This is a genomic window from Nocardia sp. NPDC057663 (assembly GCF_042799895.1).
Lineage (GTDB): Bacteria > Actinomycetota > Actinomycetes > Mycobacteriales > Mycobacteriaceae > Nocardia.
Genome location: NZ_JBHVHX010000002.1, coordinates 324,359 through 349,619 on the forward strand (window position 1 = coordinate 324,359; position 25,261 = coordinate 349,619).

Here is a 25,261-nt window from a genome sequence, read left to right on the forward strand (position 1 = left end):
TCATGCGTGCCGGTAGCGCATGATGTGCGGATGAGCGCGACTGCTTCTGAAAAGCCGCCGACTGTACTGGCTTTCGAGCCCATCCTCAACGGCGTCGACTTCCTCGACCGTGCGATCAACGAACTGTTGGAAGCCCACAACCATCGCGAGCTCAAGTATGCGGTGCTGCACTTGCAGGCTGCGGTCGAGATCCTGGTGAAAGTCCGACTCCAGCGTGAGGGCTACGAGCACATCTTCGAGGACCCGGCGCTCGCCGACAAGGACCGTTGGACGCGGGGTGATTTCAGGAGTGTCGGCCTCTCAGCAGCGTTGGCGCGGCTGGAGGATCTCGCCGAGATCAAGCTGGAGAGGAAGGAACGAAAGGCGTTCGATAGGCTGGGCCGCGAACGGAATAAGCTACAGCACTACGGCTCCACCAGCAACCACGAGGTCGTGCTCAACACTGCGGGCAAGGCCATGGAGGTCCTGTCCCGATTTATCGTTTCGTACCTGGTGCCCGACGCACCGGAAGACGAGCTGGCACCGCTTGAGAATGCTCAACGATTGATCGGTCAAGCCCTGCGCGAGATCCAGTCGGTGACCCGTGCACGGATGGACCGGGTGGCACCCCAGCTCGACCGATGGTCGGGCATCGTCATCCAGTGCCCTGAGTGCATTCAGATGGCATGGACGTTCGAACCGCACAGCGAAGACAGCGTCTGCCACCTCTGCTCTGCCAAATGGTGGGACGTGGAAGGCCGATTTGCTGCGGAGCAGTATGCAGAGAACATCCTCTATGAGTCTCGACATCTGGCGGCTCAGGGCAAGAGCGGCTGGTCGATCGGATTGTGCCCCGAGTGTGACGAGGAAGCACTGACCGACGTCGCCACTAGAGCCGCCCCGGAGACATCTCCGTCCGCCTGCTTCGCCTGCGGCTTCACCACCGACGAAAGGCTTGACAGCTGCAGCGATTGTGGGCGCGCCATCATCGACATTGAGTTCTCTCTGTGTCCGGGTTGTTTCAGTTACCGCGTTGCCAAGGATTAGCGGATTACTCGCAGCTCAGGCGCTAGGAGTGTAGAGGTGGTACGACTCGCCGGGGTGAGATGTCGGTTACACACTCCTCAATCCCCGCGTACCACCGCACGCACACCTGCCTCGCCTGCGGAACGACCCTGTACAGCCCACCGCTACACGGCGACTGCGAGCACTAACTCGTTCGTGTGGTCACCACAGCGCGAAGCGCTATCTGCGATGCGCAGATAGCGCTTCGCGTGCCGGTGCGGGCGTCGAGCGGATGGTCGCGACTTCCACCAACCTCTCCCGACCGACAGCATCAGTCCAACGGCACGCCGGGTGGCTGCGCGATCAGGCCACGGGATCGACCACACTCGAGGTACGCACAGTCCAAGCACAGGACGCGGTTGCTTGACCCCGGCACAAAGATGAATCCGCCGCCCGATCCAACGCCTTCATGGCATTCGATGCACAACGCGCCGAACTGATTCAGCAGCATTTTCAGTCGCATTCGGTCCTCCTGACCGGTCCAGACTTCCTTGACGTTGATGCCTAGAGATCAATAGCTGCTGAGCAGAACGAGAACCGCCAGCATGAGACAGACGGCGAGCAGGACCTTCACCAGCCTCGCGCGCCAAACCAACGCGGCCTCGGTGCGGTTGTGCGCTTCGCGCTCGGCTTCGAGTTGGGCTTCCAGAGCGGAGGCCGCCCCGGCGTGCTGGTCGCGCTGGCCGATGGCCTTCTCGATCAGCGACCGAGCCTTCTCGAAGGTTTCGGCATCACGGGCCTTTTGGCGCTTGCATTCTTCGACCTTGCCCTGCTCCAGCGACAGGTCGGCCTTGGCGCCCTTCAGGTCCGATTCCACCGCGTCGATCCGCGCACTCGGCTTGCGCACTTTCGTATTGAGCCGCTCGATCGTGTCCGTCGCCTTGCCGAGTTCACCGCCAAGTCGCTGGATCTCTTCTGCCTGCTGCTTGGTGTGCTGCGCCCAGTCCTGCACAGTGGCCCATCCTGCCTTCTCGAAGTCTCGGTAGGCCCAAGCGATCTCGCCGTCGAGCCATTGATGCAGCACCTGCCTCACTGGCCGGATGGCCGTCCTGAGTCCACCGCTCGGGGTGAGTGCAAGGAAGCCGAACTCGGTTCTGTAGCCATCGCTGTCGGGATTGAACCCCGTGTAGGCCGAGCGTGGGCAGCTTCTCGACCCACGTATAGCCGCGGGTCAACCACATGACCTCGTCGGCGCCAGCGCGTCGAAGATCTGCCGTTCGCTCCTGAGCGGTGGCGAGACTCAGCGACGACCATTGGACTTCGACTGCGAACCGTCGGCCATCACGTACTGCGAGCACGTCGGGGCGGCGGTCACCGAGTTGCTGTTCGACTTCAGCGATCGCGCCGGCCTCGCGCAACTGGTCAGCGACCCAGTACTTGCATCGCTGGTGCAGAAATGACTCGTGCGCAGTCCTCTTCGCAGCCGCGGAAGCCGAGGTTCCCTCTCCGCTCTGATGACGAACGAACCGGTTCTTCTGGGTGGACAAGAACGGCGTGACGACGCGACGGCAGAGCACGCAACGCAGACCCAGCTTCCCGAGTCCGTGCCACTGCTCCCAGTTCTCATCGACGCGAATGTCGATGAGATGGTCGCGATACGGATCTAGTGCCGCGTTCATCTTGTACGCGACGCACAGATCTTGGTTGTCCCCCATCGAGCACCCCTGCCTTACCAATGGTCTACCGCCCCAAGGTAACTCAAGCCTACGACAAGGTCGGGAGTTGATGTGTCGGCATCAGTTCAATTCGCACTGCCGCCGGCGATCCGTGGAGGTGACCCGCTGGCGTCGACCGGCCAGTCGTTGTAGAGACTCGACGACTCGGGCGTTCACGTCCGATGGGTCGTCCAGAAATCACTTCTTGTGACCAACATCACTCACGCAGCTGAACGGGTCCTCATTGAGGACTCAGTGGGTACCTCGCGGTACCTCATGGAACCTCATAGCACCCGTGCCACAGGCGAATTCCGCCCACCAGCGCGGCCGGCAGTGCAGTTTGTCGCACCTTCGGCAGTAGACTCTGAACCGGCGAATCCACTGCGCGAAACTGCAGCGGATTCGGCACCTTGTTTGCTTGCTCTCCCGGAACCGTGGTCCGCAAAGAGTGTGGCGGGCGGGAAGTCTCGATCAACCGGCATCGAGACTTGCCCGTCCGCCGCAACCAGCGGCGGCATCCACTGGGTCGTTGACCCCCGACTGAGAGGTGGAGCCCTGAATGGGACCCGCGAAGGCGAACAACAACCGCGCCCGCAAGGTCGCAGCGACCGCCGCCTGCAAGGCAATGGCTATCACCCGCAAGGGCGTAGCCGACAGCCGAGCAAGCGCGCTGATGCTCATCGAGTATCTGCGCATGGTTCGCACGGTGCACTGGCTGATGTACGTGGTCGGAAACGACGACGCCGTCAGCCCGGCGCATACCGTGCTGACGGCGATCGTGCAGTACGGAGAGATCCTGATAACCAGCCTCGGAAACTGACAGGATCAACTCTCCGCTAGGGCAGCCCCCGGTCCGAGTACGTCGTACTCGGACCGGGGGTTTCGTGGTTTCGCTGTTACTTGTCAAGCCAAAGAGCACGACTCAGCACTGAACGAAACCTTCTGCTCGTCCCATCTTACGCATGTTACGCATTTCTAGCCGACCGCCCAGCGTCTCCTCAGATCAGGATGTCGCTCACATAGGAGACCAGCAGTCCCGGAGAACGAGCACGTCACCGCCCCGCCACAGGCACCACACGGGGTCGCTAGCAACGTTCGACCGGGTGCGAAACCACATTTCTGTTGCGCGTAACAGGCTGCGTAACCAGGCTTCTGTCTTGCCGTTCGGCTTACCGGTCCCGTGCAAACCCCGCCTTCAGGATCTCCAACGATGCCTCACCGCAGATTCCACACAGAATTGGACCCGCGCCGGTGGGCAGTGTCGCCGCGCGGATCCTGCGGACCGGCAAGGTGCATCCGCAGGTCAAGCTGGATCGTTGCGGGGTGCCGTTGGGGCTCGTCTTGGTTCGGCGTGGTTTCGGCGCCGTCGGTGTCGGGGCTGTCGCTAATGACGGCGATCGCGGCGCGCTCGATGTGGCGGTGCGCGACGAGCACGCCGGCGAGGTCGTCGACCTGTGTGCGGTAGAGCTTGGCAGTCTCCTCCGGCAGGCGGTCTGCGACCAGCCGTTACTCATTTGCCGCTCGACAGTGAGGCCGATCTCGACCGCCCGCGATTAGGACTTCTTGATGTGTACGCCCCGCCGCGGCTGGCGTCATGGATGCCACGTACTCCGGCGATGCCGTGCGCGGCACACCGCGAATGAAGTCGCTGTGGCGACGAAGGTGCGGGACGCCTTCTGGGCCATGTCGCTGGATGACGTTCTCCGACCGGACATTGGGCCAATCATCGATCAGGAAGCGAATGATCGTCGGCGCCGTGTCGTGCGTCTTGGCGAACTGACGAGGCTCCACAGGAGTTCCGGTCGAGCAACGAGTCCGAGCCTACTTGACCGAGATTCCCAGGACATTTGGCACGATCGAACGGTGACGCCCTATTACCCAGCAGAATTGGCTCAAGCTGTCGGATATGTCGTTCTGGAAGCCTCCGATGCAGAGGACTCGATCGGTGAGCTGATCGTTTTGCGGACCGGCATCGACGAACCCGACCCGACCTGGTGGTCGAGCGGGACAAGGTTGATCGACGCTCTGGAATCGATCGGCGACCCGACCCTTACGCCCATCGCGACCGAGGCACGAACCCTCTTGCCGTTGCGACACCACGTTGTGCACGCGTTGTGGCTGGTCGGGAAGGGGGGAGAACACATAACCATGCTTCGCACCAAGTCGACGAAGAAGGACCCCAGGCCGCCAGGGTTTGACTTCGGAGATGGCTGGTCAGAGGACTCGCTCGCCGATCTTGCCGAGAGATTTCGCGTTCTCGACCGGATGGCTGACGATGCGATCAGCGACGCAATGGGTCTAGCGCGTAGCCCGGGGTCGCTGCTGCCCCCACTCACGGCGCCGGTCGTCCTGCCGAACAGAAAGCCCCGCACTTCGTAGGGCAAGTGCAGGGTCGATGCACGACAAGGAGAAGGCGCGTAGACCATCGGTTAGCGGAAAGGCAGCGCGAGCGCCGACATGGGACGTAATAGCACCGCGCCCGAATGCACCTACGCCCGGCTCAGCAGCAAGGGATGTGACAAGCCAGGCCCCGAGCGGGGTGCCGGTGGCCGGGGCGCAACGTGTCCGGGCCTGCCGCTGCGTCGACCGGGGCTAGCTGGAGGTGTGGGTCGCGAGTGCCCGGTTGAGGATTGTTCGGGCGTCCTCGCCGTAGGCGGCCTGGGCGGCGAGCCGATCGAAGCTGCGCGCGGCCAGGGCGATGTCTTCGACACTGGTGGCGGTGACAGCGCCTGCGACGGTCTCGATCTCGACCGACACCATGTCATTGATGACGAAAAGCGTTGCGGGAGTGACGAATGCGGCGGCAATCGGAATAATCCCGATTTCCACGTTGGTTCGGGCCGCGAGGATTTCGCGGAGAAACCTGATCTGGGATGCCATCACCAGCGGACTGCCCACCGTGCGCAGCAAGGCGGCCTCGCTGAACAGCAGCCGGAAGCGGTGGTCGGGAGCGTCGAGTACGGCCTGCTGGTGCAGGCGGGCGGTGACGGTGTCTTCGGTGTCGTCGGACACCTCGAGGGCGGAGACGCACGCGGAGATGACGGCGCGGGCGTAGGCGGGGGTTTGCAACAGCCCGGGGATCAGGTCTGAGCTGTACCCGCGCTGGTTGGTGGTGGCGTACCCGAGGTCGACCAGGCTGCGTTGCAGGGCCGCCAACCCATCGTCACAGGTCTCGTAGTAGCTGGTGTAGGACATGAGGATATAACCCTTCAGCAGAGGCTTGATGGTCGATCAGATCGATGGATGGTCCCGCCCGGGGATCGTGAGTGCGGGTATCCCCCGGAGGTCGCGGCGGGGGCTGCGACCTCCGGGGGAACCTCCCCACCCTCGAGGCCGGTCGGCCTCAGCGCTGGGATCGCTGACGGCCTCAAGGTATTCGGGTGGTTTCGGTGTGCGGTGCGGTCAGTAGGGGCCACGGTTTCGGGGCTTGGCGGCGTCCAATAGTTCGCGCACGCAGGACAGGACGGTGGTTCCGGAGGGGCGGAACGGTGTGGTCGCGGGGACTACCCAGGTGCGGGCGATGTGGTGCTCCGGCCCTGGGGATGGCAATGCGATCTCGCCGTCTCGGACTACGGCTACGCGCGCACGCCACAGTTGAGCCAGCACGGCAGGATCGCCGATCGGGTCCATGTCGGCCCGGATGAGAAAGGACCACGTTCCGGCGCGGAGGTGGCCGATGATCGGGCACGGTCCTACGTTGCGGCGGTGCAATTCGACCTTGACCCGCTGGGCGAGGTCGGCTGGCATCATGACCGCGCCGGTTGATCCGGCCGACATCATGATCCGCCCTGTGGTCGGGTCCACGAAGGTCGGCAGGCCACAGACCTTGCGATAGAACAGGCTTCGCGTCTGCGGCGAATCCTGTGTGGCGGCGCTGCGGTGTGCGTGTGTCACTGCTCACCCCTCTAGCGAGGTCTCTCCCGGGGTCGCGGTGGCGAGAGCAACGATGCGGTCGATGTCGGTGACGTCGCATCCGAACCCGGCGGTCTCGAGTAGATCGGTGAGTTCCCCGACTGTCAGCGGCCATTCGCCGTAGGTCGACAGCAGCCCGACCGCTTCGGCGTGGGGCAGGTGTGGGTAGAACGTTTCGGCGACAGCGGCGCGCATCGCCTCGACGGACAGGGGCGGGTCGGGTTGGATCTGGTCGGCCAGGATCAGCCGTCCGTCTGCGGCGACCACGCGCCGGAACTCCCGCAACACCGCCAACTGTTGGGTGGGCGGGACGTGGTGGAGGGTGAACGTCGACACGACCAGATCGAACGCGCCGTCGTCGAACGGCAACGCGCACAGGTCGGCGTAGACGAACGCCAGCGCTCCCCGCGGCTTGCGGGGAGCGTGCAGCCGGGCTTGGTGCAGCATCGCCGGTGACAGGTCGCAACCGACGATCTCGGACTCGGGGTGCAGGTCCTGGATCAGTCGGGCCATCGTCCGACCGCTGCCGGTGCCCGCGTCCAGTGCCACGCATCGGCCGGTGGGCAGCTGCCGCGATATCTGGTTCAGCACCTGTTCGCGGACGGGGGCTTGGGTGAAGTCGGAATCGAACCCGTCGGCTCGGCGGTCCCAGTGGGCTTCGCGCGCTTCGATTCCCGGGTCCTCGGTGCGGGTGTCATATTCGGTACTCATGCCAGGGCCTCGAGGTCGATCGGCGAACTTGCACCGAGGTGCTCGGTCAACAGCGCGGCCAACCGGTCGCGCGCGTCGGTCAGGTCGCCGGGCTCGCGGCCGGGGCCGGCGTGGACGATGAACAGGGTGTCGGTGGTCGCGGAGGTGGCTTTGGACTTCTCGCACTGACGGACCTCGAGGCGACACAACACGTCGGTGTCATCGAGGTATGCGTATTCCCCGGCAGGCACCGGTACCGGTTCGGTCGCGCCGAGGGGCACGAACCGTTCGGAGCCGGTCGTCATCGCCAACTGCACATCCCCGGTGATCGTCGTCAGGTCGTGTGCGCCGAACGCCAACCTGGTCTGTGCCGACACGAGGTTGTAGATGTCGACGAGTGGATTGATGCGGGGCAGCCGACCGGCGCGGTGCAGCAACCGGTGCAGGGTTTCCGGAGCGGCGACTTCGCTTTTCGCGGCCTTGCCGACCAGGGTGTGCACGGCGCGGAACGCTTTGAACTCGGGTTCGGTCTTGAGGGTCTTCGGATCGGTCGCTGCCAGCAGCGCCTTTTCGACGGATTCGATGGTGTGGTCGAGTTCGGGGCTGGACCGTTTCGGCACGGTGATGCCGCCGACGACGAACGCGATGGCCCGGATGCCGAGGTCGCTGACCTGTGGATCGATACTGAACGCGGTCACTACTTCTCCTGACTGGGTGGTGGCGAAAGTGTTTGCTCAAGCGCGGGAGGCGCGTTGGAACCGCGCGTGTCGCGCCAATCGGTACATGCGAGACATCATCGAATCCTGTTGTGTTGCAGCCGGTATGACACTCAGCCAGGGCGGAACCAGTGCGGAGGCTGCGTCACGCAAGGCCTCAAGGGGCTCATCGGCGGTGAAGTCAGCGGTGCCGGGAGACGATTCATCCCGGCACCGCGACGGTTGTGCGGCCCACTCGCGGACAGCGGCGGCAACCCGGGACAACTCAGCTGCCGGAGCGCCGATGTAGTCGGCCGGGGCGGGACCGAATCCGGCGAGGTGGCAGCCGGGATCCCGCTGCGGCAGCGGGACCGAGTGGATCAGCCCGAGGCTTTCGAGGCTCTCCAGCAACTCGGCAAGCTCGCGCCTGCCCTCGGTACGGGCAGACAGCGGGTCGATTGAACGCGAAGGTACCGGCGGCTCGGTCTCGACAGCGGTGGTCTGACCTACGGATGGGTCGGGCTCGTTCATCGTTCCTCCGTGCCATCCGTCTCGGATGTCCGTTTGTGTGACGAGGCGGTCCGCTCGGGAAGCTCGGCGGAACCACGAGACCAACATTGACCGATTGGAACGGTCGAAAGAAGGCCAAACAAGAGGACATAGTGCGGCCGTCGGCGATCCTAGGCCTCGTCAAATGTCCTGATAGCGGACTACTCTCGCTCGCATGGCAACCAATGGAAATGCGGCACTGCGGGCGGCTCGGCAAGCATTGGGATATAGATCCCAGGCAGCTCTGGCTGACGCGCTGACGGAAGCAGCTCGCGCAATCGGCCTCCGTATCGAGGTAGCCGCCCGCACCGTACGACGCTGGGAGTCAACAGACCCGCCGTGGCCGCATCCAGAACACGCCGCCGCGCTGGAAGCTCTGTTCAAACGCCCCATAACAGAACTTGGATTCACCCCACCGTGGCCGAATGGCACGGACGGGCGTAGTCCACGGGAACCGTTGAGCACCAATGGAAACCAGAAGGCTGGACGTTATCGGCGCGTGGTGGGCGGCGTGGAGTTGCCAGCGGCTGTCGCGAAGAACTATGTGGCGATCACGGTCGCTCATCGCGGGATGTACTGGTCATTGCCTGCGAAGCAGCTGCAACGGTCCGTCTCTGACCATGCTCGGCTGGGCGCGGATCTCATTCCGCAGATCGATGTACGTGCTACGACCACCCTGGCCAGAGCCGTGTCGGAATCGGCGCTGCTCGCGGGCCGCCTCGAGTTCTTCGACCTCCAGCAACCCGAGGAGGCTCAGGCCAGTTTCGTTCTCGCACTTCAAGCTGCCCACGAAGCTGCGGATACCTTGCTGGGCTGTGCAGTGCTCGCGCACATGGCCTTCATCCCCGCGTTCTCAGGTGAAGTCAAGCGAGCTGAGGAGGCGAGGGAGCGGGTTCGTGCGGCTCGGGCATTCGCACGGCGGGGTGAGGGGAATCATGAGCTGACGGCGTGGCTCGACGCGGTGGAGGCCGAGGTCGAGACGCGGTTCGGCAACACTCGTCAGGCTCTGAGCCTGATCCGGCACGCCGAACAGTCCTACGCCCAGCACGATCCGCAGGATCGGCCGTCGCCGGAGTGGCTGGATTGGTTCTCCCCGACGCGGCTCGCGGGCTTCAAAGCCAACACCCTGATCTCTGCGGGTGATGGTCGTTTGGCGTTGGAGACATTGCGGCAAGTGCTCGACGAACTTCCTGCCGAATCAGTGAAACAGCGGTCGGTCTACCTCGCCGATGCCGCCGCTGCGTGTGTGTTGGACAAGCTTCCCGAGCAGGCGTGCCGCTTCCTCGAGGATGCGTTGGACGGGATCGGTGAGTACTGGTACGCAACGACTCTGGACCGAATCAAGGCAGTCAGGCAGGACCTACGAAAGTGGGACTCGCTGCCTGAGGTGAGGGCGCTGGATGAGCGGTTGTACGACTGGCATACAACCGTCAACTCGCTGTCCGGCTAGCGCTCGGCCTTCACGATGTCGGGGAGCTCGGACAGGCTGGCGATTCGCCAGTCCGAAAGCTCCTTGACATCCTGGCGGTCCCGGTGAATCCATCCCCATGGTCCGCGCTGGATGTAGGCGGTCCGCATACCCACCTTCACAGCGGGAGTGATGTCGTTGTCGATGCGGTCACCGACGTAGATGATCTGATCGGCCGGGCATCCGGCGACCTCGACAACCTTCTCGAAGAACGCGACATCGGGCTTTGCGACACCCCAGTCATCGGAGGTCGCGATGAAGTCGGTCGGCAGATCGAGCCCACGCAGCAGCCCGCCAGCGCGCACAGTCTGGTTCCCGACGATGCCCACCCAGACACCCATCTCGCGGAGTTTCGACAGGGCGGGGCGCACATCCGGGTAGAGGTCGTCCTCACCGAACCACTCGGGCTTACCTGCGTCCGCGCGCGCCTGGCGCTGCTGATCCAAATCGAAACCGGGCTTGAACACCTGGAACGTCTCCCGGTAGTCCAGCCCCTGGGCGATCACCGCGCCGAACACCGAGACAAAGGTGTGGCGCGGAACGCCCAACCAGTCCGCCCAGGTGCCGTATTCCCTGGTCTCGTCCACAAGGGTCTCGCCGACGTCGAATACAACAGCCTGGATCACCACAACTCCTACCTCGACCGCCCATCGCGCGGCACCAACCTTGCCCGAGCCAGTGTAGGGCGCGCAGGAAAGACGGGTATGCCCCTAGCTGCGCTCGTTGTCGCCGGGCCCAACGACGGCTACCAGTCCAGGTCGTAGTCCATTCCACGCTGATAACCCTGATCGTTTCCGGGGCTCGAAATCGGCCCCGAAATCGGAAACGGTTGCGCTCACGCCATGGCCGAACGCGGCGTTGACCGCAGCATCGATGGATGCGCCGACCCCGCACGTTGTTACCTTGGTTTCATGGTCAGTGCGGCATCGACCCGGCGGCGTGAAGAGTTGCGCGATTTCCTGCGGTCGCGGCGGGAACGGATCGGTCCGGGTGAGGTGGGTCTGCCGGTAGTGGGGCGGCGGCGTACGCCCGGACTACGGCGCGAGGAAGTCGCGATGCTGGCCGGGGTGGGGGTGTCCTGGTACACGTGGCTCGAGCAGGGGCGTGACATCACGGTGTCGGGTGAGGTGCTCGACGCGGTGGCGGGGGTCTTGCGGTTGAGCGAAGCGGAGCGGGCGCACCTGTATCTGCTCGCCGGGCTCAATCCGCCGCCCGCGAGCGGTTCGGCGGGGACCGAGGTGACTCCCGAGATCCGTCGGCTCATCGATGGCTGGGAGCGCGGACCCGCCGTGGTGCGTGATCGGTACTGGAACATCCTGGCGTTCAACGCTATCGCCGGACGGGCGTTCGGTTGCGACGACGGCGAACCGCACAATTGCCTGGTCACTTTCTTCACCAGCCCGCGCTATCGCGGCCTGCCCGAGCTGTGGGATGCGGCAGCGCCGGGGATTGTCGCCGCGTACCGCGCCGATGCTGCGCTCGCACCGCACGATGACGAATTCCTCCGGGTGGCCCGCGAACTCGCCGCCACCGAGCCGGAGTTCGCGCAATTGTGGGACCGCCACGAGGTCGGCGCCCCGCTGCAGGCGGTGAATGCGCTCCGTCATCCCGAGGTCGGCGAGCTGTACTTCGACGCGACAACGCTGACCATCGCCGATCATCCGGACTGGTCGCTGGTGTTGTACAACCCGAGACCGGGCTCCGATACCGCCGAGCGCCTCACCCGCATGCCGCGACTGCGCCTGACCGAATCTGCTTGACGCGCTACGGAACTACCGCCATCGGCGAGCCTGGTGTTGCCACACCCCTGATAACTGCGCACTGCCCACTCACCAGTCGCGCAGCCACGCTGAATCCATGACACACAACAGTTCTCGATTCGACGGCAAGACGGCACTGATCACCGGCGGCACCAGCGGGATGGGTCTGGCCACCGCGCACCGGTTGATCGCCGAAGGCGCCGAGGTCGTGGTGACCGGTCGCGACAAGACCCGGCTCGACGCCGCGGTGGCCGAACTCGGCGAGCGCGCATACGGCATCGCGGGCGATGTCACCGATCTCGGCGACCTCGACACCATGGTGGCCGTCGTCGCCGACCGCTTCGGCCGCCTCGACGTGGTGTTCGCCAATGCGGGCATCGGCTCGTTCCAGCCGATCGATCAGGTCACCGGCGCGCTGTTCGACGACGTGATCGGCGCGAACGTCAAGGCCGCGTTCTTCACCATCCAGAAGGCGCTGCCGCTGCTGCCCGATCACGCCGCGATCGTCATCAATGCCTCGTTCGGCCTGCACCGCGGCGTCCCCGGCACGGCCCTGTACTCGGCGAGCAAGGCCGCCGTCCACAACCTGACCCGCACGCTCGCCGCCGAATTGGCGCCTCGCCGCATCCGCGTGAACTCGGTCAGCCCCGGTTACATCGATACCCCGGCTTTCCGCGCCGAACTGTCCGAGGAAGCCCAGCAGGGTGCCGCCGGCCTGTCCCCCGCAGGCCGCGTCGGCACGTCCGAGGATGTCGCCGCCGCCGCCGCATTCCTGGCATCCGGTGACGCCACCTACATCAACGGCCATGATCTGCGGGTCGACGGCGGACTCACCGCGGTGGACGCCGCCGCGCTCCTGTAAACGACTCACTGGCCGAACAGCGCCATCGGGACCACTCTCATGACCTGCCAGCTGCAGATCCCGCGACGACAGCCGGTTCGCCCCGCCGGCTCCTGGTCAGCGCAGCGCTGCGCGCCCTCGCACCCGGCCGAGGACGACGAGCACGACCAGCGTCACCACCACGAGCACCGTGGTTCCGGCCGCGGCATCGAACACCTCGCCGCGGTCGGTCTGGGCGAAGATGCTGACGGGCAACGTCTTCCAGGTGGCGGGGTAGACCATGATCGTGGCGCCGAGCTCGCCCATGGACAGTGCCACCGCCAGACCCGCGGCGGCGCCGAGGGCGGGCAACAGCAGCGGCAGGGTGATCTGGCACAGCACCCGCACCGGGCCGGCGCCGAGCGATTCGGCGGCCTGGCGGTAGGCGGGGTCGAGACGGTCCAGTGCGGCGGACACCGCGCTGAACGCGTAGGCCAGGACCAGGACCGTGTGCGCCACGATCACGATCCACTTGGTCCCGCCGAGCAGCAGCGGGCGTTCGTTGAAGGCGATGAGCACACCGAGACCGACGGCGACCGAGGGCACCGCGACCGGCAGATGGAATACCGCGGCGGTGAGGCGGCGCAGCCAGGCAGGTGCTTCCCGCGAGGCCAGTGCCGCCCAGGTGCCGATGACCAGGGAGAGCGCGCCCGCCAGCAGTGCGGTCTGCAGGCTCACCGACAGGCTGGCGGCTTGCTCACCGCTGAGGGCCTTGCCCAGATTGGTGAAGCCGAGGTCCGACGGCAGCGGGCCGGTCCAGCTGCCCGCCAGTGCGGCGGCGACCACGGTGGCGATCGGGGCGACGAAGACCGCCGCCACCACGAGCGCGAACACGCCTAGTACCAGGGCTTTTCCCCGTGGAGTCCAGACGAGCACGATCAGTCTCCCTTCGGGCGGGCGGTGAACCGGGCGAAGATGAGCCGGTAGGTGAGGTACAGGGTGAGCGAGAGCAGCACTTGCACCGAGGCCAGCACGGCGGCGCCGGGCAGGTCGAAGGTGACGATGCCGCGGGTGTAGATCAGCGCGGGCAGGGTGATCACGCCCTTGGCGCCGGTGAACAGCACGATGCCGAACTCGTTGAGCGTCAGCAGCAGCACCAGGCTGCCGCCCGCCGCGAGCGCGGGCCACGCCTCCGGCAGTACGACCTGCCGCAGCACCCGCCACGGCGACGCGCCGAGACTCGCTGCCACGTCGAGTTGTTCGCGCGGCAGCTGCGCGAACGCGGCGAGCACCGGCCGCACCACGAACGGGGTGAAGTAGGTGATCTCGGCCAGGATCACCCCGAGCGGGGTGGTGAGGAAATCGACGACCGGCTGTGTGGCGCCGGTCAATTCGGCCAGCAGCGCGTTCACCGCGCCCGCCGTCCCGTAGAGAAACGTGAAGGCGAGGGTGATGAGGAACGACGGCAGGGTCAGGATCGTATCGATGAGCCTGCCGACCACACCCGAACCCGGGAACGGCACGAACGCGAGCACAATCGCCAGGAACGTGCCGAGCACCAGGCAACCGGCCGTCGCGCAGACGGCGATGGACACGGTGCGCCACAGCGCTTCCCGGAACGCCTCGGACCCGAGCACCGAGGTCCACACCTCGGTACCGCGCCCGGTCGGTGTCTGGGTGGACTCGGTGAGTACCCGCAGGATCGGGTAGCCCGCGATGCCGAGCACGACGAACACGGGCGGCATAGTCCACAGAATCGGCAGCCACGAACGCTGCGCTGCAGCGGGTTTCACCTCAGCCGCAGGAACCGGCTGATCGAGGACCGGAGTGGTCATCGCCGCACCTCCGCGTCGCTGCACCGAGCCGGAGCAGGCATTGCGGTGCCCGACGGCAGCGCCCCGGAGACCAGCCGCGATACCGAGAGGGCGGATAGGAGAGCGTTCTCGGTCATGAGCCTTTGACCTGTCGTACGACCTTGGAACCGCTACCCCGCATCACGGCGTCTGCCGAGGCGAGCGGCGAAACGGTGGCTTTCATGACGCGTTCCCCGGCCGCCGAACGGAACTGTCTGCGGCACCGCCACTTCCGCTGCCGACTGCATGGGGGATCAGCACCCCGGCCGGATCGGGCAATCGCACGCCGACGATCGCGCCGACCTCGGTGGTGAAATGCCCTGGCACGTCGGCGGCGAGCTCACCGGGCAGACCGTCGACCGCCAGCTCGACGCGGGTCGAGGCGCCGCGCCATACGGAGGTCAACACGGTGGCACGGAGGGTGTCGCGGTCACCGGTCTTGCCGATGGTGATCGTGTGCGGCCGGATGCACAGCAACGCAGCATCATTCGGCGCCCGGTCGGCCGGCCCGAATCCGGGCCGCGGCGCCTGCGCGCGCAAGGTCGCGGTACCGGCGGTGACCAGTGCCGCGGTACCGGAGACGTGATCGACCGTGCACGGCACCAGGTTCGCGCCGCCGAGGAAGCCGGCGGTGAAATCGGAGGGCGGTCGCTGCCACAGGTTCTCGGCGGTGTCGATGTCGACCAGCCGGGAATCGCGCATCACCGCGATCCGGTCGGCCAGGGCCAGCGCCTCGGCCTGATCGTGGGTGACATACAGCATCGCCGTGTCGGGCAGGGCCTTGCGCAACTGCTGGAGCTCGCCGAGCATCGAGTGCCGCAGCTGCGCGTCGAGCGCGGCCAGCGGCTCGTCGAGCAGCAGCACCCTGGGCCGGATCGCCAGCGCGCGGGCGATCGCCACCCGCTGCTGCTGGCCGCCGGACAGCTCGCGCGGCAGCCGCTGGGCGTAACCGGCCATCCCGACCATTTCCAGCGCCTCGGTGACCCGCGCGCCGATCTCGGCGCGCGGTACCCGATGCGATGTCAGCCCGAACGCGACATTGCTGTGCACGCTCATGTGCGGGAACAGCGCGTAGGACTGGACGACGACACCGATCCCGCGCTTGGCGGGCGAGAGATCGGTGACGTCGCGCCCGGCCAGCCGGACCGCGCCCGAGGTGAGCCGGACGAAGCCGGCCAGCGCCTTGAGCGCGGTCGATTTGCCCGACCCACTCGGGCCGAGCAGCGCGACGGTCTCGCCGACGGCGACGCGCAGGGTGAAATCGGCCAGCGCGACCGCGGCCTTGCGGCCCCTGCCGTACCTGACCCCGACCCGGTCGAACACGATCGCCGGCTCGTTCGCCGCCGCCGCGGTGCGAGTGGCGGACTTCATGCGGAGGTCACCGTCGGACATCGTCAACTCCCTTACAGCACAGCCGGATTCAGCTGCCGGTTGCTTTCTGGTACGCCGCGAGATCGGCGTCCAGCTCGGTGAGGACCTTGTTCCAGTCGACCGCGACCACGTCGACGCCCTGCAGCGTCGCAGCCGGTCCGCCGGCGGCGGGCGCAGCCACATCGGTGCGCGGCGACACGGCGAAGGCTTCGGGGCCCAGCTTGCTCTGCGCGTCGGTGGCGAGCAGGAAGCTCATCAGCTCGGTGGCCTCGTCCTTGTGCGGCGCGCCCTTGGCCAGGCCCATCATGTAGGGCACCGACACGGTGGAGCGCTTGCCGTCGGCGGCGGGGAAGAAGACGGTGAACTGGGAACCCTTCTCCTGCACCGTGGTCAGGTTCATCTGCACGTCGCCGTTGGCGATCAGCAGCTCACCCTTGTCGACCTTGGCCTGCAACTTGCCGGTGGACGAGGACGGGCCGACATTGTTGGCCTGCAGCGCGGCCAGGTAGTCCAGCGCGCCCTGCTTGCCGCGCAGCTGCTGCAGCAGCACCAGCACCGCGGTGCCGTCACCGGCCTGGCCGGGGGTGGAGTACTGCAGCCTGCCCTTGTACTCCGGCTTCAGCAGGTCCTCCCAGGTCAGGGCCGAGGCGTCGACCGAGGGGTTGGCGATGAAGCACAGATAGTTGTTCGCGAGGGTCACGTAGGTGCCCTCGGCGTCCTTGTCCGCGGCGGGGATCGCCGCGGTGTCGATGCCGCTGGGCTGCAGCAGCCCCGACTTCTCGGCCTTCTGGATGAACGGCGGCAGGGTGACGACGACGTCGGCCTGCGGGTTGGACTGCTCCTTGTCGACGCGGTTCACGACCTCGCCGGAGCCCGCCTCGACCAGGTTGACCGCGATGCCGGTCTGCTTGGTGAACTCGGCGAAACGATTCTTGTACCAGCCGCCGACGCCGTCGGCGGAGTACACGGTGACGGTCTTGCCGTCCGCGGATTCGGTGCCGGTGCCACCGCAGGCCGCGGTGAACGCGACGGCGGTGACGCCGGCCAGCAGCAGCGCGGCCCTGGACAGGCGGCGCGCGGTGAGGGAAGTACGCACGATGACAGCAACTTTCGGCTCGTTGTCGAGGGGGAATCGCAGGGACGGTGGGACGTACCGCGACGGCTGCCGCGGCAACGGGAATCAGGAAGCGAGGACGAGTGCGGGGAACTCGGCGACCGAGGCGACCACGTGGGTGGCGCCCGCCGCGCGCAGCTGGTCGGCGGTGTGCGCGCCGGTGCGGGTGCCCGCGACGATGCCCGCGCCCGCGGCGAGACCGGTCGCGATGTCGCTGGTGGTATCGCCGAGCACGGCGATCCGGTCGACCGCGTCGACGCCGAGGCGCAGGGCCGCAGTGAGGATCATGTCGGGGTACGGGCGGCCGCGGCCGGCGTCCGACGGCGCGAGGGTCAGGTCGACCAGGTCCGCCCAGCCGAGGGCGGCCAGCAGCTTGTCCTGGGTGCCGCGGCTGAATCCGGTGGTCAGCGCGACCCGCACACCCGCCTCGCGCAGTGCGGTAATCGCCTCGACCGCACCCGGGATAGGCGCGATGTCGGCCTCGTCGATGAGGGCATCGTAAGCGGCTTCGAAGGCGAGATTGGCGGTCTGGGCGCCGTTCTCGTCGCCGAGCAGCGCGCGGAACACCTCGATCTTGGACTGCCCCATGGTGTCGGCCACGTACCGGCGGGCCTCGTCGCGGCGCGGGCCCTCGGTGTCGATCCCGGCGGCGGTCGCGGCGGCTTCGAAGGCGCGCAGCACCAGTCCGCCGTCGGCGACGGTGGTGCCTGCCATGTCGAGGGCGGCGAGCTGAATCCTGTTGTCCGGCATGGTCGTCCTCACAGTCCGATCTGGTCGGCGGTCTGCTCGCCGATGGCGGGGCCCAGCGTCATGCCGCGGCCGCCGGGGCCGGTGACGACCCAGACGTTGGTGTCGGCCCGCACCCGGGTGACGATGACGTCGGGGTCGGCGCTCTGGCTGTAGACGCCCGCCCAGCGGCGCACGATCGGCGGCAGCGTGCGGCCGAGCAGCTCCTCGGTCACCTCGGTGAGGTGGTCGTAGGGCGCTTCGTCGACGTCGAAGGCGAACGGCTCGGTGTACTCGTGGGTGTCACCGATGGTCAGGCCGCCGTGCAGGCGCTGCACACACAGCAGCTGCATCCTGTGCTCGGCGGCGGTCGCGGTCTGGGACTGCTCGGCGGCGAGCGAATCCACCTCGGCGCCTGCGAAACCCGGGTAGTAGCGGAAGCTGTCGCCGTCGGCGATCGCGGTGGTGAGCGGTTCGCCCAGCGGCGCGGTCTGCATCATCTGCAGCCGGACCCGGCGTACCGGCAGCTCACCGGCGAGCTCGCGGGTGAGTCCGGAGTGCGCGGCGCCGGGACAGTGCACGACCAGGTCGGCTTCGTGGCGGCGGCCGTGATCGTCCACGACGACGGCAGCCGATCCGGTATCGAGCACCGACCGGGCCTCGGTGCCCTCGTGGAAGGTGTAGCGGCCACTACCGGCCATATGGGCGCGCAGCGCGGGCAGCGCCTGGCGCGATTCCACCGCGGCGTCGGTCGAGCAATGCAGTCCGGCAAGGTATTTGCCGCGCAGCGCCGGGTTGAGCGCGCGCACCTCGTCGGGGTCGAGCAGGGCGAAGCCACGTGCCTGCGCGGTCGCGCCCGCGGCCGCGGCCTCGGCGACGGCGAGTTCGGCGGGCGTGCGCACCAGTGTGATCGAGCCCGCCGGCCGGAAGCCGACGCCGGCGACCCGGCCGCCGATCTCCTCCCACAGTTCGCGCGAGCGCAGGGTCAGCTCCAGCTCCCCCGCCGCCCGGCCGGAGACCCAGACCAGGCCGAAGTTGCGGACCGTCGCACCGCGTGCCGCACGTTCGCGTTCGAGCTGAACGACCTCGTGGCCACGGGCGATCGCCGCCCAGGCGTGTGCGGTGCCGAGTATCCCGCCACCGATGATGACCAATCGCATGCCAATGATGGTGGCAAATGGTCTAGACCGATAGGTGTGGGCAGCGAGAACGGAAAGTTAATTTTTGGTATAGACCAATCCATGTAGGCTGGATCGCATGGCAGTACCGCACCCGACGCGCGTTCCCAAGGTGTTCCTGGTTCGCACCGAAATCGACGGCATCCTGGCCGATCTCGGCGAAGGCGACCCGGTGCCGTCCGAACGCGACCTCGCCGCCCGCTTCGGCGTCGCCCGCGAGACGGTGCGCCAGGCACTGCGAGAACTGCTGGTGGAGGGCAAGATTCGCCGCCGCGGCCGCGGCACGGTGGTCTCCCGCCCGAAACTCACCCAGCCGCTGTCGCTGCGCTCCTATACCGAGGGCGCGATCAGCCTCGGCCGGACACCGGGCCGCATTCTCGTCGCCTGGGAAGACGTCCCCGCCGACGCGGAGACCGCCGCCGACCTGGAACTGGAGCCAGGCACACCGGTGATGCACCTGGAACGGGTGCTGCTCGCCGACGGCGAGCGCATCGGGCTGGAGAGCACCTACCTGCCGCTGCACCGTTTCGCCGGCCTGCGCGGCGGCTACGATCCGACCACCTCGCTGTACGCGGCGATCCGCGCGACCGGCGTCGTCTTCGCCGGTGCGCGCGAACGCATCGAAACCGTACTCGCCGCGCCGCGCGAAGCGGGCCTGCTGGAATGCACCACCGCGCTACCGATGCTGTTGCTGCACCGGCGCAGTGTCGACGCCGACGGCGCACCCATCGAACGGGTGCGATCGCTGTACCGGGGCGACCGCATCGCCTTCGAGGCGATGCTGTCACCCGAGCACGCGTGATGCGCTACTGCTCCGGCAGCCTGCGCCTGCCGCCGGCCACATCGGTGACCAGATCGGTGTAGCCGTCGACCAGCTCGGCCAGGTGGTACCAGTGCTTGTGCGTGCTGTCGCTGCGCGCACCGTCGATGTCGATGGCCTGGTTGGCATCCACCCAGCTGCGCGCCATCCGGTCGACCACGGCGCCGAGACTCTCGGTGTGCAGTGACGCGCCGTTGCGATGCAACGGGATCTCCTGCACGATCCAGTCGTTGATATCGTCGACGAGTTCGCTGCGACGGCAATCGATTTCGGCTATCAGTGCGGCATCGCGCACCTGCGCCCGCCGTTCGTGCAGTTCAGCCAATGCGTGCGCTGAACGCAACAATTCTCGATCTTGAAAACGCCTGCCCTGGAATGCACACAACAATTGCGGCGCAGTCGGCAGTACCCCCATCACCGGCGCGCTCATCGCAACGCCCCGAATTCACCCGACACCCAAGATTTGTCTACCAACATGATTGGCTCTCGATTCGGTTATCCCGGTCTTCTGTTCGGATTGCTCGCAACCAGGCTAACTGGATCATGCTCGCTCACAAGACGAAACGCAAGATTGCGTTGTCACTCCTGCAGTAAAGCCACCCTGACAGAACCGGTGGTCACATCCGAAGGGCAGCAGGGCTTTCCGGCGTGTCTCCGCGCGCGCCGACCTCCGGCTATACGCGATGGCCTGCCTTCTTCGCCGATCGCGTGACATCGGCGCCCCACAGCGCAATAATGCGATTCACGAAGCGCGCCACAGGCGAAGGGGAACCATGGCAGGCAAGCGCACGACACTGACCGTCCGGCTACGCAGGCTCGCCGCCATGTTGCGCGAGTTGCGCGAAACGGCGGGACTCAGCAAGGAAGATGTCAGCGCTCGCACCGGCATCAACGTGACCACGCTGTATCGCATCGAAATGGCCCAGGCTCGCCCGCAACGCCGCACTCTCGGCGCGATGCTGGACCTGTATCAGGTGAACGAGAAAACGCGCGATGAAGCGCTCAGCCTGCTCACCGACGCGCTCAAACCCGGTATGTCGCACGCCTATGAGGGCGCGTTATCCGATGTATACGCCACGTACATCAATTTCGAGGCGGAAGCGCTGTCGGCCCGCCAGTACCAGACGTCGACCGTGCCCGGCCTGCTGCAGACCTTCGACTACGCCGCAGCCGTGATCGACACATCGATGCCGCGCCTCGATGCCGCGGTGATGGAGAGCAGGGCGAAGGCGAGGATGGATCGTGCCGTCAACCTCACCAAGGAGGAGCCGCTCGAGCTCTGGGTGGTGATGGACGAGGCGGCGATCCGCAGGGTGGTCGGCGGGCCTGCCACGATGGCCGGTCAGCTCGACCGGCTGCTGCTCGAGACCAAGCGCAAGAATGTGATCCTGCAGGTACTGCCGTTCGACGCGGGCGCCCATCCCGGCATGGCAGGCTCGTTCACCCTGCTCGACTTCCGCAATCCGGTCGACCCCGAACTGGTGTACGTGGAGAGCATGTCGGTGCACGACCTTGTCGAAGGACATTCCGAGATCCGCCGGTTCGGCGTGATCTTCGACCAGCTGCGCGCGATGGCGTTGAGCCCGCGTGATTCGGCGGCGCTGATCGCCCAGGCACGCGCCGATATCGCTCAGTAGCGACTGGGGCTGCCGGAGCCCGATCGCGGCCGGGCGCGATCAGCCTGAGGTGCGGGCCGTCGACGTCGCGGTGGCCATGCCGAGGACGCGGGCGATCTCGGCCAGCCCCTCCGGTGCGGTCAGCTCGTCGGGCGCCGCGTCCAGGACCAAGCCGGTCACCGCGCCTTCGACGTACGGACGCCAGTTGCGTACCACGACTTCCGGATTCGGCCGGTCGTCACCGCCGGGCTCGCGGCCAGCGACGCAGACGGTCAGATCGCCGGCGAGGAGCGCGGGGCGATGGCCGGCCACCATCCGCGCGGCCGTGTCCGCCGCGTCGGCGATCCGGTCCAGGTCGGCGCCGGTGAGCTCCACGGTCCCGGCGAGGGCGGCGGTGACGACCGCGGCGGTCTGGTCGGCGGTGAGTTCGGCCGTATCGGTCTCGACACCGAGCAGCGGGCCGAATCGGGCCACGAACTCCCCGGCCGAGAGCCGCTGCGGCGGAACGGCTCTGTGTGCGGCGGGGTCGGCGTCGAGCAGCACGACCCGGACATCGTCACCGGCCGCTCGCAACAGCACCGCGATCTCGTGGGCGACGAAACCGCCCACGGACCAGCCGAGTAGTTGACAGGGACCGTGCGGGGCGATGCTGCGGATCTCGGCGACGTAGCGGGCGGCGTATTCGCGGATCGTGCGCGGCGCCGGGTCAACAGGCGCCTGCAGCCCGTAGATCGGAACGCGGGGATCGACGTGCGCGACCAGACCGGCGTAATTCCAGGCCAATCCGGCTTCACCAGCCACACAGAACAGCGTGGCACCGTCGGCGGACGCCGTGCGCGGACGAATCGGCAATACGACCGACAAGGCCGACGACCCAGCGGGCCCGCCGTCGAACGCGGACGCCGCCAGACAGGAATCGGGCCGATCCGGCGACCACACGCAGGCAGAGTCGGGCGGGGCGCCGGACGAATCAGCGTGAATGCTCACGCCCAATGATACGTCGTACGAAACCTCCACCGGCCCAAGAGTTTCGGGGGCATCGTGGGTCAGTACGTGTACGCGGGCAGGCAGCGCACCCCTGCCCACAGATCGTCGACGAGGCGCTGATAGCTGTCGGCGAGATCGTCGAGCCTGACCCACTCGTCGTAGTAGACCGGGTCGGGCGCACCGGCCAGCGCGACGAACGCCTGGGTGCTGTGCCTGGCCAGCCGGTCGACCAGTCCGCCCAGCGTCTCGCAGTGCTCGTCGGCCGCGGCGAACGGAATCGGCGCGGCCAAGATCACCCAGCGGTCGATCGACCGCATGAGCTGCGCCCTGCGGCGGTCGATCTGAGCCGACTCGCTCAGCGGTGTCCGCTCCCGCAACTCGTGCAGCTGAGCCAGCTCGCCTGCCGCGTCGAGGATCGGATGGTCATCGTGTGGCAAACCACGAAACGCCGCGAGCAGCACGTCGCGACCGGGCAGCATCGACCCCCGAGCCGACTGCCGCATCTCACCGCTCCCCCGCCGAACCGACAACGTCACCGCACGAAACCTTCATCTGGCATCCCTCCGGATCGGCCACGACACCCCGGCGGGAGCGCCATCGCGTGCGACGGAACGAAGGCACGGCCACGCGAATAGCGCGCACCCGGCAATCATTCCGCCTCCACTGTCCCGCACAACGCGCAAAGACGGAAGCAATGGCCCACCGGACACTCGAGTTGTCCGGTGGGCCCGCTCTCGCAAGCACCGATCTCGCAAGCACATGGGTAACTCACCGGGCACGGGCTACCTAGACCACCCACATCCCGCCGGCCGCACGCCCGAGGCGACCACGCACCTAGTCTGGCCTGAATACCCGGAGAGGCGGCTAGAGCACGCGGAGGCTGCCGAAGAGGCCGTCCTTTTCGTCCTCCGGGCCCGCCGTGAAGTACAGCGCGTTCGCATCGCCCAGGCTCTCGCCGTTGCCGAACATCAGCGCCCACAGCCCGGCGATCTCGACCGGCTTCGCGTCACCGTCGCGCAGGTAGTCGACGAAGGTGCCGGTGGTGTCGTCGTAGGCCAGTACGCGGCCGAGGCCACCGAAGTTGCCGATCAGCAGCTTGCCCGAGAGCGCACCGAAGTTCGACGGCGCGATCGCCACGCCCCACGGCGCGTTGAGCCTGCCGCCGTCGTCGATGATCCGCACCAGCTTGCCCGCGGCGTCGAACTCGGCGATCTTGCCCTTGTCCGGCTTGCCGCCCGACGCCTTGTCCGCCTCGGCGTCGAGGGCGTCCTCTTCGGCCTTGTCGAACTTCGCGGGATTCTTCTCGTCCGGCTTGGTCACCGCGTAGGAGACGAACACGCGGCTGCCCAGGGTGGTGATGTTGAACGGCGCGGGGTCGCCCGGCTTGACCTTCTTGCCCTTCTCGGGCGTGGCCGGGTCGATCACGTCGCCGGTGGCGAACGGGTTGGCGAAACCGGTGGTCGCCACCGGCTGCCAGAACTTGTCGAACGTGCGGACCTGCGGGTCGGTACCGAAGTCGGCGGCGAGCAGCTTGTCACCGGACGGGGCGAGCGCGATCCCGAAGAACGCCATGCCCTGCGCCGAACCGTCGAACACCTGGTTCGAGCCGCCGTCGCGGCGCACGATCGCGCCGTCGGGTGCCTGCTCGGTCCAGGCCGAGATCTTGCCGGAGTCGGTGGCGAAGATGAAGCGCGAGGAGCCGCCGAGCGGGATCGGCATGCCGTCGACATCCACCCATTGGTCGCGCACAGCGAACAGGTCGGAGGTGATCGGCGCCGGGTTGAACACCACGCCGGTGATCTTGCCCGCGCTCTTGTCGGAGGTGTCGGCGTCGGCGCCGGGCACGCCGACGAGCTTGAGCTGGTCCTGGAACAGCTTCTGCAGCTTCGGGTCCGACGACGTGTGCACGTCACCGACGAACTGGAACGACTTGCCGCCCGCGCCGACCCAGAAGTGACCGCCCGCGCCCTTGGGGCGATCGGCCAGGCCCCAGGCGTTGACCAGGTCGGGGTAGGTGAACTGGGCGTGGTAGGAGTCCCTGTTGGCCGCCAGGTTGGTCTGGCTGTACAGGTTGCCGTCGAGCGCGGCGACATCGTCGCCTGCGGGCTCGTTGCTCGAGCACGCCGCGGCCAGCAGCAGGGCCGCTCCGAGAACCACACCGCGCACCAGCCCGGACCGTACCCCGCGGGTACCCCTCACATGTCCGTTCACGTTCTTTCCTTTCGACCTCCGCCGGACGGCGTTTCAGGCGACGCTGACCTTAGCCTGACGGCGGCGGCGGCGTGCCGTGACCGTCGCACCCGTGACACGTCCAGGCGTACCTCCGCCTTCGCTCCGCCCATGCGCGGGTCTGTCGACGGCTACGCCGACTGCGCCATTAGGCTGTCGCCCGTGGTCGAACCCTCCGCCCCCGTCGCCCCGCACCCCGACATCGCCGCCCTGGCACCGCTACTCGGCAGCTGGCGCGGCCGCGGCCACGGCGAGTACCCGACCATCGAACCGTTCGACTATGTCGAGGAGATCATCTTCGGGCATCTCGGCAAGCCGTTCCTCACCTACCGGCAGCGAACCAGGGCAGCTGCCGGCGGCAGGCCGATGCACGCCGAGACCGGCTACCTGCGCAGTCCAGCACCCGGCCGGGTGGAGCTGATGCTCGCCCACCCCACCGGCATCACCGAGATCAGCGAGGGCACGATCACCGAAACCGTCGACGGAATACGCCTCGAATTGAACTCGACGAATATCGGCCGCTCCGGATCGGCGAAATCGGTTACCGCCGTCGGCCGCTCATTCCACGTGACCGGCGACACCATCGACTACACGCTGCGAATGGCCGCCGTCGGTGAATCCCTGCAGCACCATCTGGCCGCAACTCTGCAACGGGCGTGACCGCCGCCGAATTCGAAATATTACCCAGACACGGCCGCTGAACTGCGTATTCGCGCGATCGATACCGATCATTCACCGTTTCATCACGGTCGGATACCGGTTGCGTTCGAACAC

The 25,261-nt window shown here is 66.9% G+C and carries 28 protein-coding genes; 11 read left to right on the forward strand and 17 right to left on the reverse strand.

The window, feature by feature from the left end:
* Window positions 1-30 precede the first annotated feature (30 nt).
* On the forward strand, window positions 31-1,026 hold the full coding sequence (locus ACFVAV_RS06125; RefSeq protein WP_379030766.1) for a hypothetical protein: 996 nt from the start codon (window positions 31-33) through the stop codon (window positions 1,024-1,026).
* Window positions 1,027-1,555: 529 nt separating this feature from the next.
* Here ACFVAV_RS06125 and ACFVAV_RS06130 read toward each other — a convergent pair.
* On the reverse strand, window positions 1,556-2,077 hold the full coding sequence (locus tag ACFVAV_RS06130) for a hypothetical protein (protein ID WP_379030768.1): 522 nt from the start codon (window positions 2,075-2,077) through the stop codon (window positions 1,556-1,558).
* 220 nt (window positions 2,078-2,297) lie between these two features.
* Between ACFVAV_RS06130 and ACFVAV_RS06135 the strand changes: the two genes are divergently transcribed.
* The 4 genes from ACFVAV_RS06135 to ACFVAV_RS06150 all read left to right on the forward strand — a co-directional run bounded on the left by ACFVAV_RS06135 (window position 2,298) and on the right by ACFVAV_RS06150 (window position 5,078).
* Window positions 2,298-2,444: a hypothetical protein gene (locus ACFVAV_RS06135; RefSeq protein ID WP_379030771.1), complete on the forward strand. Its 147-nt coding sequence runs from the start codon at window positions 2,298-2,300 to the stop codon at window positions 2,442-2,444.
* Between the two features lie 814 nt (window positions 2,445-3,258).
* Window positions 3,259-3,519, forward strand: coding sequence for a hypothetical protein (locus ACFVAV_RS06140; RefSeq protein ID WP_379030774.1), 261 nt, complete (start codon window positions 3,259-3,261; stop codon window positions 3,517-3,519).
* 431 nt (window positions 3,520-3,950) lie between these two features.
* On the forward strand, window positions 3,951-4,256 hold the full coding sequence (locus ACFVAV_RS06145) for a hypothetical protein (RefSeq protein WP_379030777.1): 306 nt from the start codon (window positions 3,951-3,953) through the stop codon (window positions 4,254-4,256).
* 306 nt (window positions 4,257-4,562) lie between these two features.
* Window positions 4,563-5,078 (forward strand): hypothetical protein, encoded by a 516-nt coding sequence (locus ACFVAV_RS06150; RefSeq protein WP_379030780.1) that lies wholly within the window; start codon window positions 4,563-4,565, stop codon window positions 5,076-5,078.
* 213 nt (window positions 5,079-5,291) lie between these two features.
* Here the strand turns inward: ACFVAV_RS06150 and ACFVAV_RS06155 are convergent, their stop codons facing one another.
* The 5 genes from ACFVAV_RS06155 to ACFVAV_RS06175 all read right to left on the reverse strand — a co-directional run bounded on the left by ACFVAV_RS06155 (window position 5,292) and on the right by ACFVAV_RS06175 (window position 8,527).
* Complete coding sequence (locus ACFVAV_RS06155; protein ID WP_379030783.1) at window positions 5,292-5,894, reverse strand: DUF5753 domain-containing protein; 603 nt, start codon at window positions 5,892-5,894, stop codon at window positions 5,292-5,294.
* A gap of 207 nt (window positions 5,895-6,101) precedes the next feature.
* Window positions 6,102-6,593, reverse strand: a complete 492-nt coding sequence (locus ACFVAV_RS06160; protein ID WP_379030786.1) for a DNA-directed RNA polymerase subunit beta — start codon at window positions 6,591-6,593, stop codon at window positions 6,102-6,104.
* Window positions 6,594-6,596: 3 nt separating this feature from the next.
* A complete protein-coding gene (locus ACFVAV_RS06165) occupies window positions 6,597-7,322 on the reverse strand; it encodes a class I SAM-dependent methyltransferase (protein ID WP_379030789.1) in 726 nt (241 codons plus the stop codon).
* Window positions 7,319-7,999 (reverse strand): B3/4 domain-containing protein, encoded by a 681-nt coding sequence (locus tag ACFVAV_RS06170; protein WP_379030792.1) that lies wholly within the window; start codon window positions 7,997-7,999, stop codon window positions 7,319-7,321. Before ACFVAV_RS06170 ends, ACFVAV_RS06165 begins: the two co-directional genes overlap by 4 nt.
* Window positions 8,000-8,035: 36 nt before the next feature.
* Window positions 8,036-8,527, reverse strand: coding sequence for a hypothetical protein (locus ACFVAV_RS06175; RefSeq protein ID WP_379030795.1), 492 nt, complete (start codon window positions 8,525-8,527; stop codon window positions 8,036-8,038).
* A gap of 193 nt (window positions 8,528-8,720) precedes the next feature.
* On the opposite strand from ACFVAV_RS06175, the gene ACFVAV_RS06180 reads away from it, so the two are divergent.
* On the forward strand, window positions 8,721-9,995 hold the full coding sequence (locus ACFVAV_RS06180; RefSeq protein WP_379030798.1) for an XRE family transcriptional regulator: 1,275 nt from the start codon (window positions 8,721-8,723) through the stop codon (window positions 9,993-9,995).
* Here the strand turns inward: ACFVAV_RS06180 and ACFVAV_RS06185 are convergent.
* The gene (locus ACFVAV_RS06185; RefSeq protein ID WP_379030801.1) at window positions 9,992-10,639 is read right to left on the reverse strand and encodes an HAD family hydrolase; all 648 of its coding nucleotides are present in this window, start codon (window positions 10,637-10,639) and stop codon (window positions 9,992-9,994) included. The genes ACFVAV_RS06180 and ACFVAV_RS06185 overlap by 4 nt on opposite strands.
* A gap of 285 nt (window positions 10,640-10,924) precedes the next feature.
* Between ACFVAV_RS06185 and ACFVAV_RS06190 the strand changes: the two genes are divergently transcribed.
* Window positions 10,925-11,773 carry a helix-turn-helix transcriptional regulator gene (locus ACFVAV_RS06190; RefSeq protein WP_379030804.1) on the forward strand — a complete coding sequence of 283 codons (849 nt, stop codon included), beginning with the start codon at window positions 10,925-10,927 and terminating at the stop codon, window positions 11,771-11,773.
* A gap of 97 nt (window positions 11,774-11,870) precedes the next feature.
* Window positions 11,871-12,635 carry an SDR family NAD(P)-dependent oxidoreductase gene (locus tag ACFVAV_RS06195; protein ID WP_379030807.1) on the forward strand — a complete coding sequence of 255 codons (765 nt, stop codon included), beginning with the start codon at window positions 11,871-11,873 and terminating at the stop codon, window positions 12,633-12,635.
* 96 nt (window positions 12,636-12,731) lie between these two features.
* Here ACFVAV_RS06195 and ACFVAV_RS06200 read toward each other — a convergent pair whose 3' ends face one another.
* From ACFVAV_RS06200 to ACFVAV_RS06225, 6 genes are all read right to left on the reverse strand, one after another.
* The gene (locus ACFVAV_RS06200) at window positions 12,732-13,529 is read right to left on the reverse strand and encodes an ABC transporter permease (RefSeq protein ID WP_379030810.1); all 798 of its coding nucleotides are present in this window, start codon (window positions 13,527-13,529) and stop codon (window positions 12,732-12,734) included.
* A gap of 2 nt (window positions 13,530-13,531) precedes the next feature.
* Complete coding sequence (locus ACFVAV_RS06205) at window positions 13,532-14,428, reverse strand: 2-aminoethylphosphonate ABC transporter permease subunit (RefSeq protein WP_379030813.1); 897 nt, start codon at window positions 14,426-14,428, stop codon at window positions 13,532-13,534.
* A gap of 198 nt (window positions 14,429-14,626) precedes the next feature.
* A complete protein-coding gene (locus tag ACFVAV_RS06210) occupies window positions 14,627-15,838 on the reverse strand; it encodes an ABC transporter ATP-binding protein (protein ID WP_379030816.1) in 1,212 nt (403 codons plus the stop codon).
* A gap of 28 nt (window positions 15,839-15,866) precedes the next feature.
* Window positions 15,867-16,913: a 2-aminoethylphosphonate ABC transporter substrate-binding protein gene (locus ACFVAV_RS06215; protein WP_379030819.1), complete on the reverse strand. Its 1,047-nt coding sequence runs from the start codon at window positions 16,911-16,913 to the stop codon at window positions 15,867-15,869.
* A gap of 84 nt (window positions 16,914-16,997) precedes the next feature.
* Window positions 16,998-17,681: a phosphonatase-like hydrolase gene (locus ACFVAV_RS06220; protein ID WP_379030823.1), complete on the reverse strand. Its 684-nt coding sequence runs from the start codon at window positions 17,679-17,681 to the stop codon at window positions 16,998-17,000.
* A gap of 8 nt (window positions 17,682-17,689) precedes the next feature.
* Window positions 17,690-18,817 carry a TIGR03364 family FAD-dependent oxidoreductase gene (locus ACFVAV_RS06225; protein ID WP_379030826.1) on the reverse strand — a complete coding sequence of 376 codons (1,128 nt, stop codon included), beginning with the start codon at window positions 18,815-18,817 and terminating at the stop codon, window positions 17,690-17,692.
* A 97-nt stretch (window positions 18,818-18,914) separates the two neighbouring features.
* Between ACFVAV_RS06225 and ACFVAV_RS06230 the strand changes: the two genes are divergently transcribed.
* Window positions 18,915-19,637, forward strand: a complete 723-nt coding sequence (locus ACFVAV_RS06230) for a GntR family transcriptional regulator (RefSeq protein ID WP_379030829.1) — start codon at window positions 18,915-18,917, stop codon at window positions 19,635-19,637.
* A gap of 4 nt (window positions 19,638-19,641) precedes the next feature.
* Here the strand turns inward: ACFVAV_RS06230 and ACFVAV_RS06235 are convergent, their stop codons facing one another.
* The gene (locus tag ACFVAV_RS06235) at window positions 19,642-20,001 is read right to left on the reverse strand and encodes a DUF4254 domain-containing protein (protein ID WP_379030832.1); all 360 of its coding nucleotides are present in this window, start codon (window positions 19,999-20,001) and stop codon (window positions 19,642-19,644) included.
* 427 nt (window positions 20,002-20,428) lie between these two features.
* Here ACFVAV_RS06235 and ACFVAV_RS06240 point away from each other — a divergent pair, with 427 nt between their 5' ends.
* Window positions 20,429-21,292 carry a helix-turn-helix domain-containing protein gene (locus ACFVAV_RS06240; RefSeq protein ID WP_379030835.1) on the forward strand — a complete coding sequence of 288 codons (864 nt, stop codon included), beginning with the start codon at window positions 20,429-20,431 and terminating at the stop codon, window positions 21,290-21,292.
* Between the two features lie 39 nt (window positions 21,293-21,331).
* Here ACFVAV_RS06240 and ACFVAV_RS06245 read toward each other — a convergent pair whose 3' ends face one another.
* The 3 genes from ACFVAV_RS06245 to ACFVAV_RS06255 all read right to left on the reverse strand — a co-directional run bounded on the left by ACFVAV_RS06245 (window position 21,332) and on the right by ACFVAV_RS06255 (window position 24,469).
* Window positions 21,332-22,072 (reverse strand): thioesterase domain-containing protein, encoded by a 741-nt coding sequence (locus ACFVAV_RS06245; RefSeq protein ID WP_379030838.1) that lies wholly within the window; start codon window positions 22,070-22,072, stop codon window positions 21,332-21,334.
* A 245-nt stretch (window positions 22,073-22,317) separates the two neighbouring features.
* On the reverse strand, window positions 22,318-22,761 hold the full coding sequence (locus tag ACFVAV_RS06250) for a hypothetical protein (RefSeq protein WP_379030840.1): 444 nt from the start codon (window positions 22,759-22,761) through the stop codon (window positions 22,318-22,320).
* A gap of 361 nt (window positions 22,762-23,122) precedes the next feature.
* Entirely contained in the window at window positions 23,123-24,469 is a 1,347-nt protein-coding gene (locus tag ACFVAV_RS06255) for a TIGR03118 family protein (protein ID WP_379030843.1), read from the reverse strand.
* A 180-nt stretch (window positions 24,470-24,649) separates the two neighbouring features.
* Here ACFVAV_RS06255 and ACFVAV_RS06260 point away from each other — a divergent pair, with 180 nt between their 5' ends.
* Entirely contained in the window at window positions 24,650-25,147 is a 498-nt protein-coding gene (locus ACFVAV_RS06260) for a peroxynitrite isomerase (protein ID WP_379030846.1), read from the forward strand.
* Window positions 25,148-25,261 lie beyond the last annotated feature (114 nt).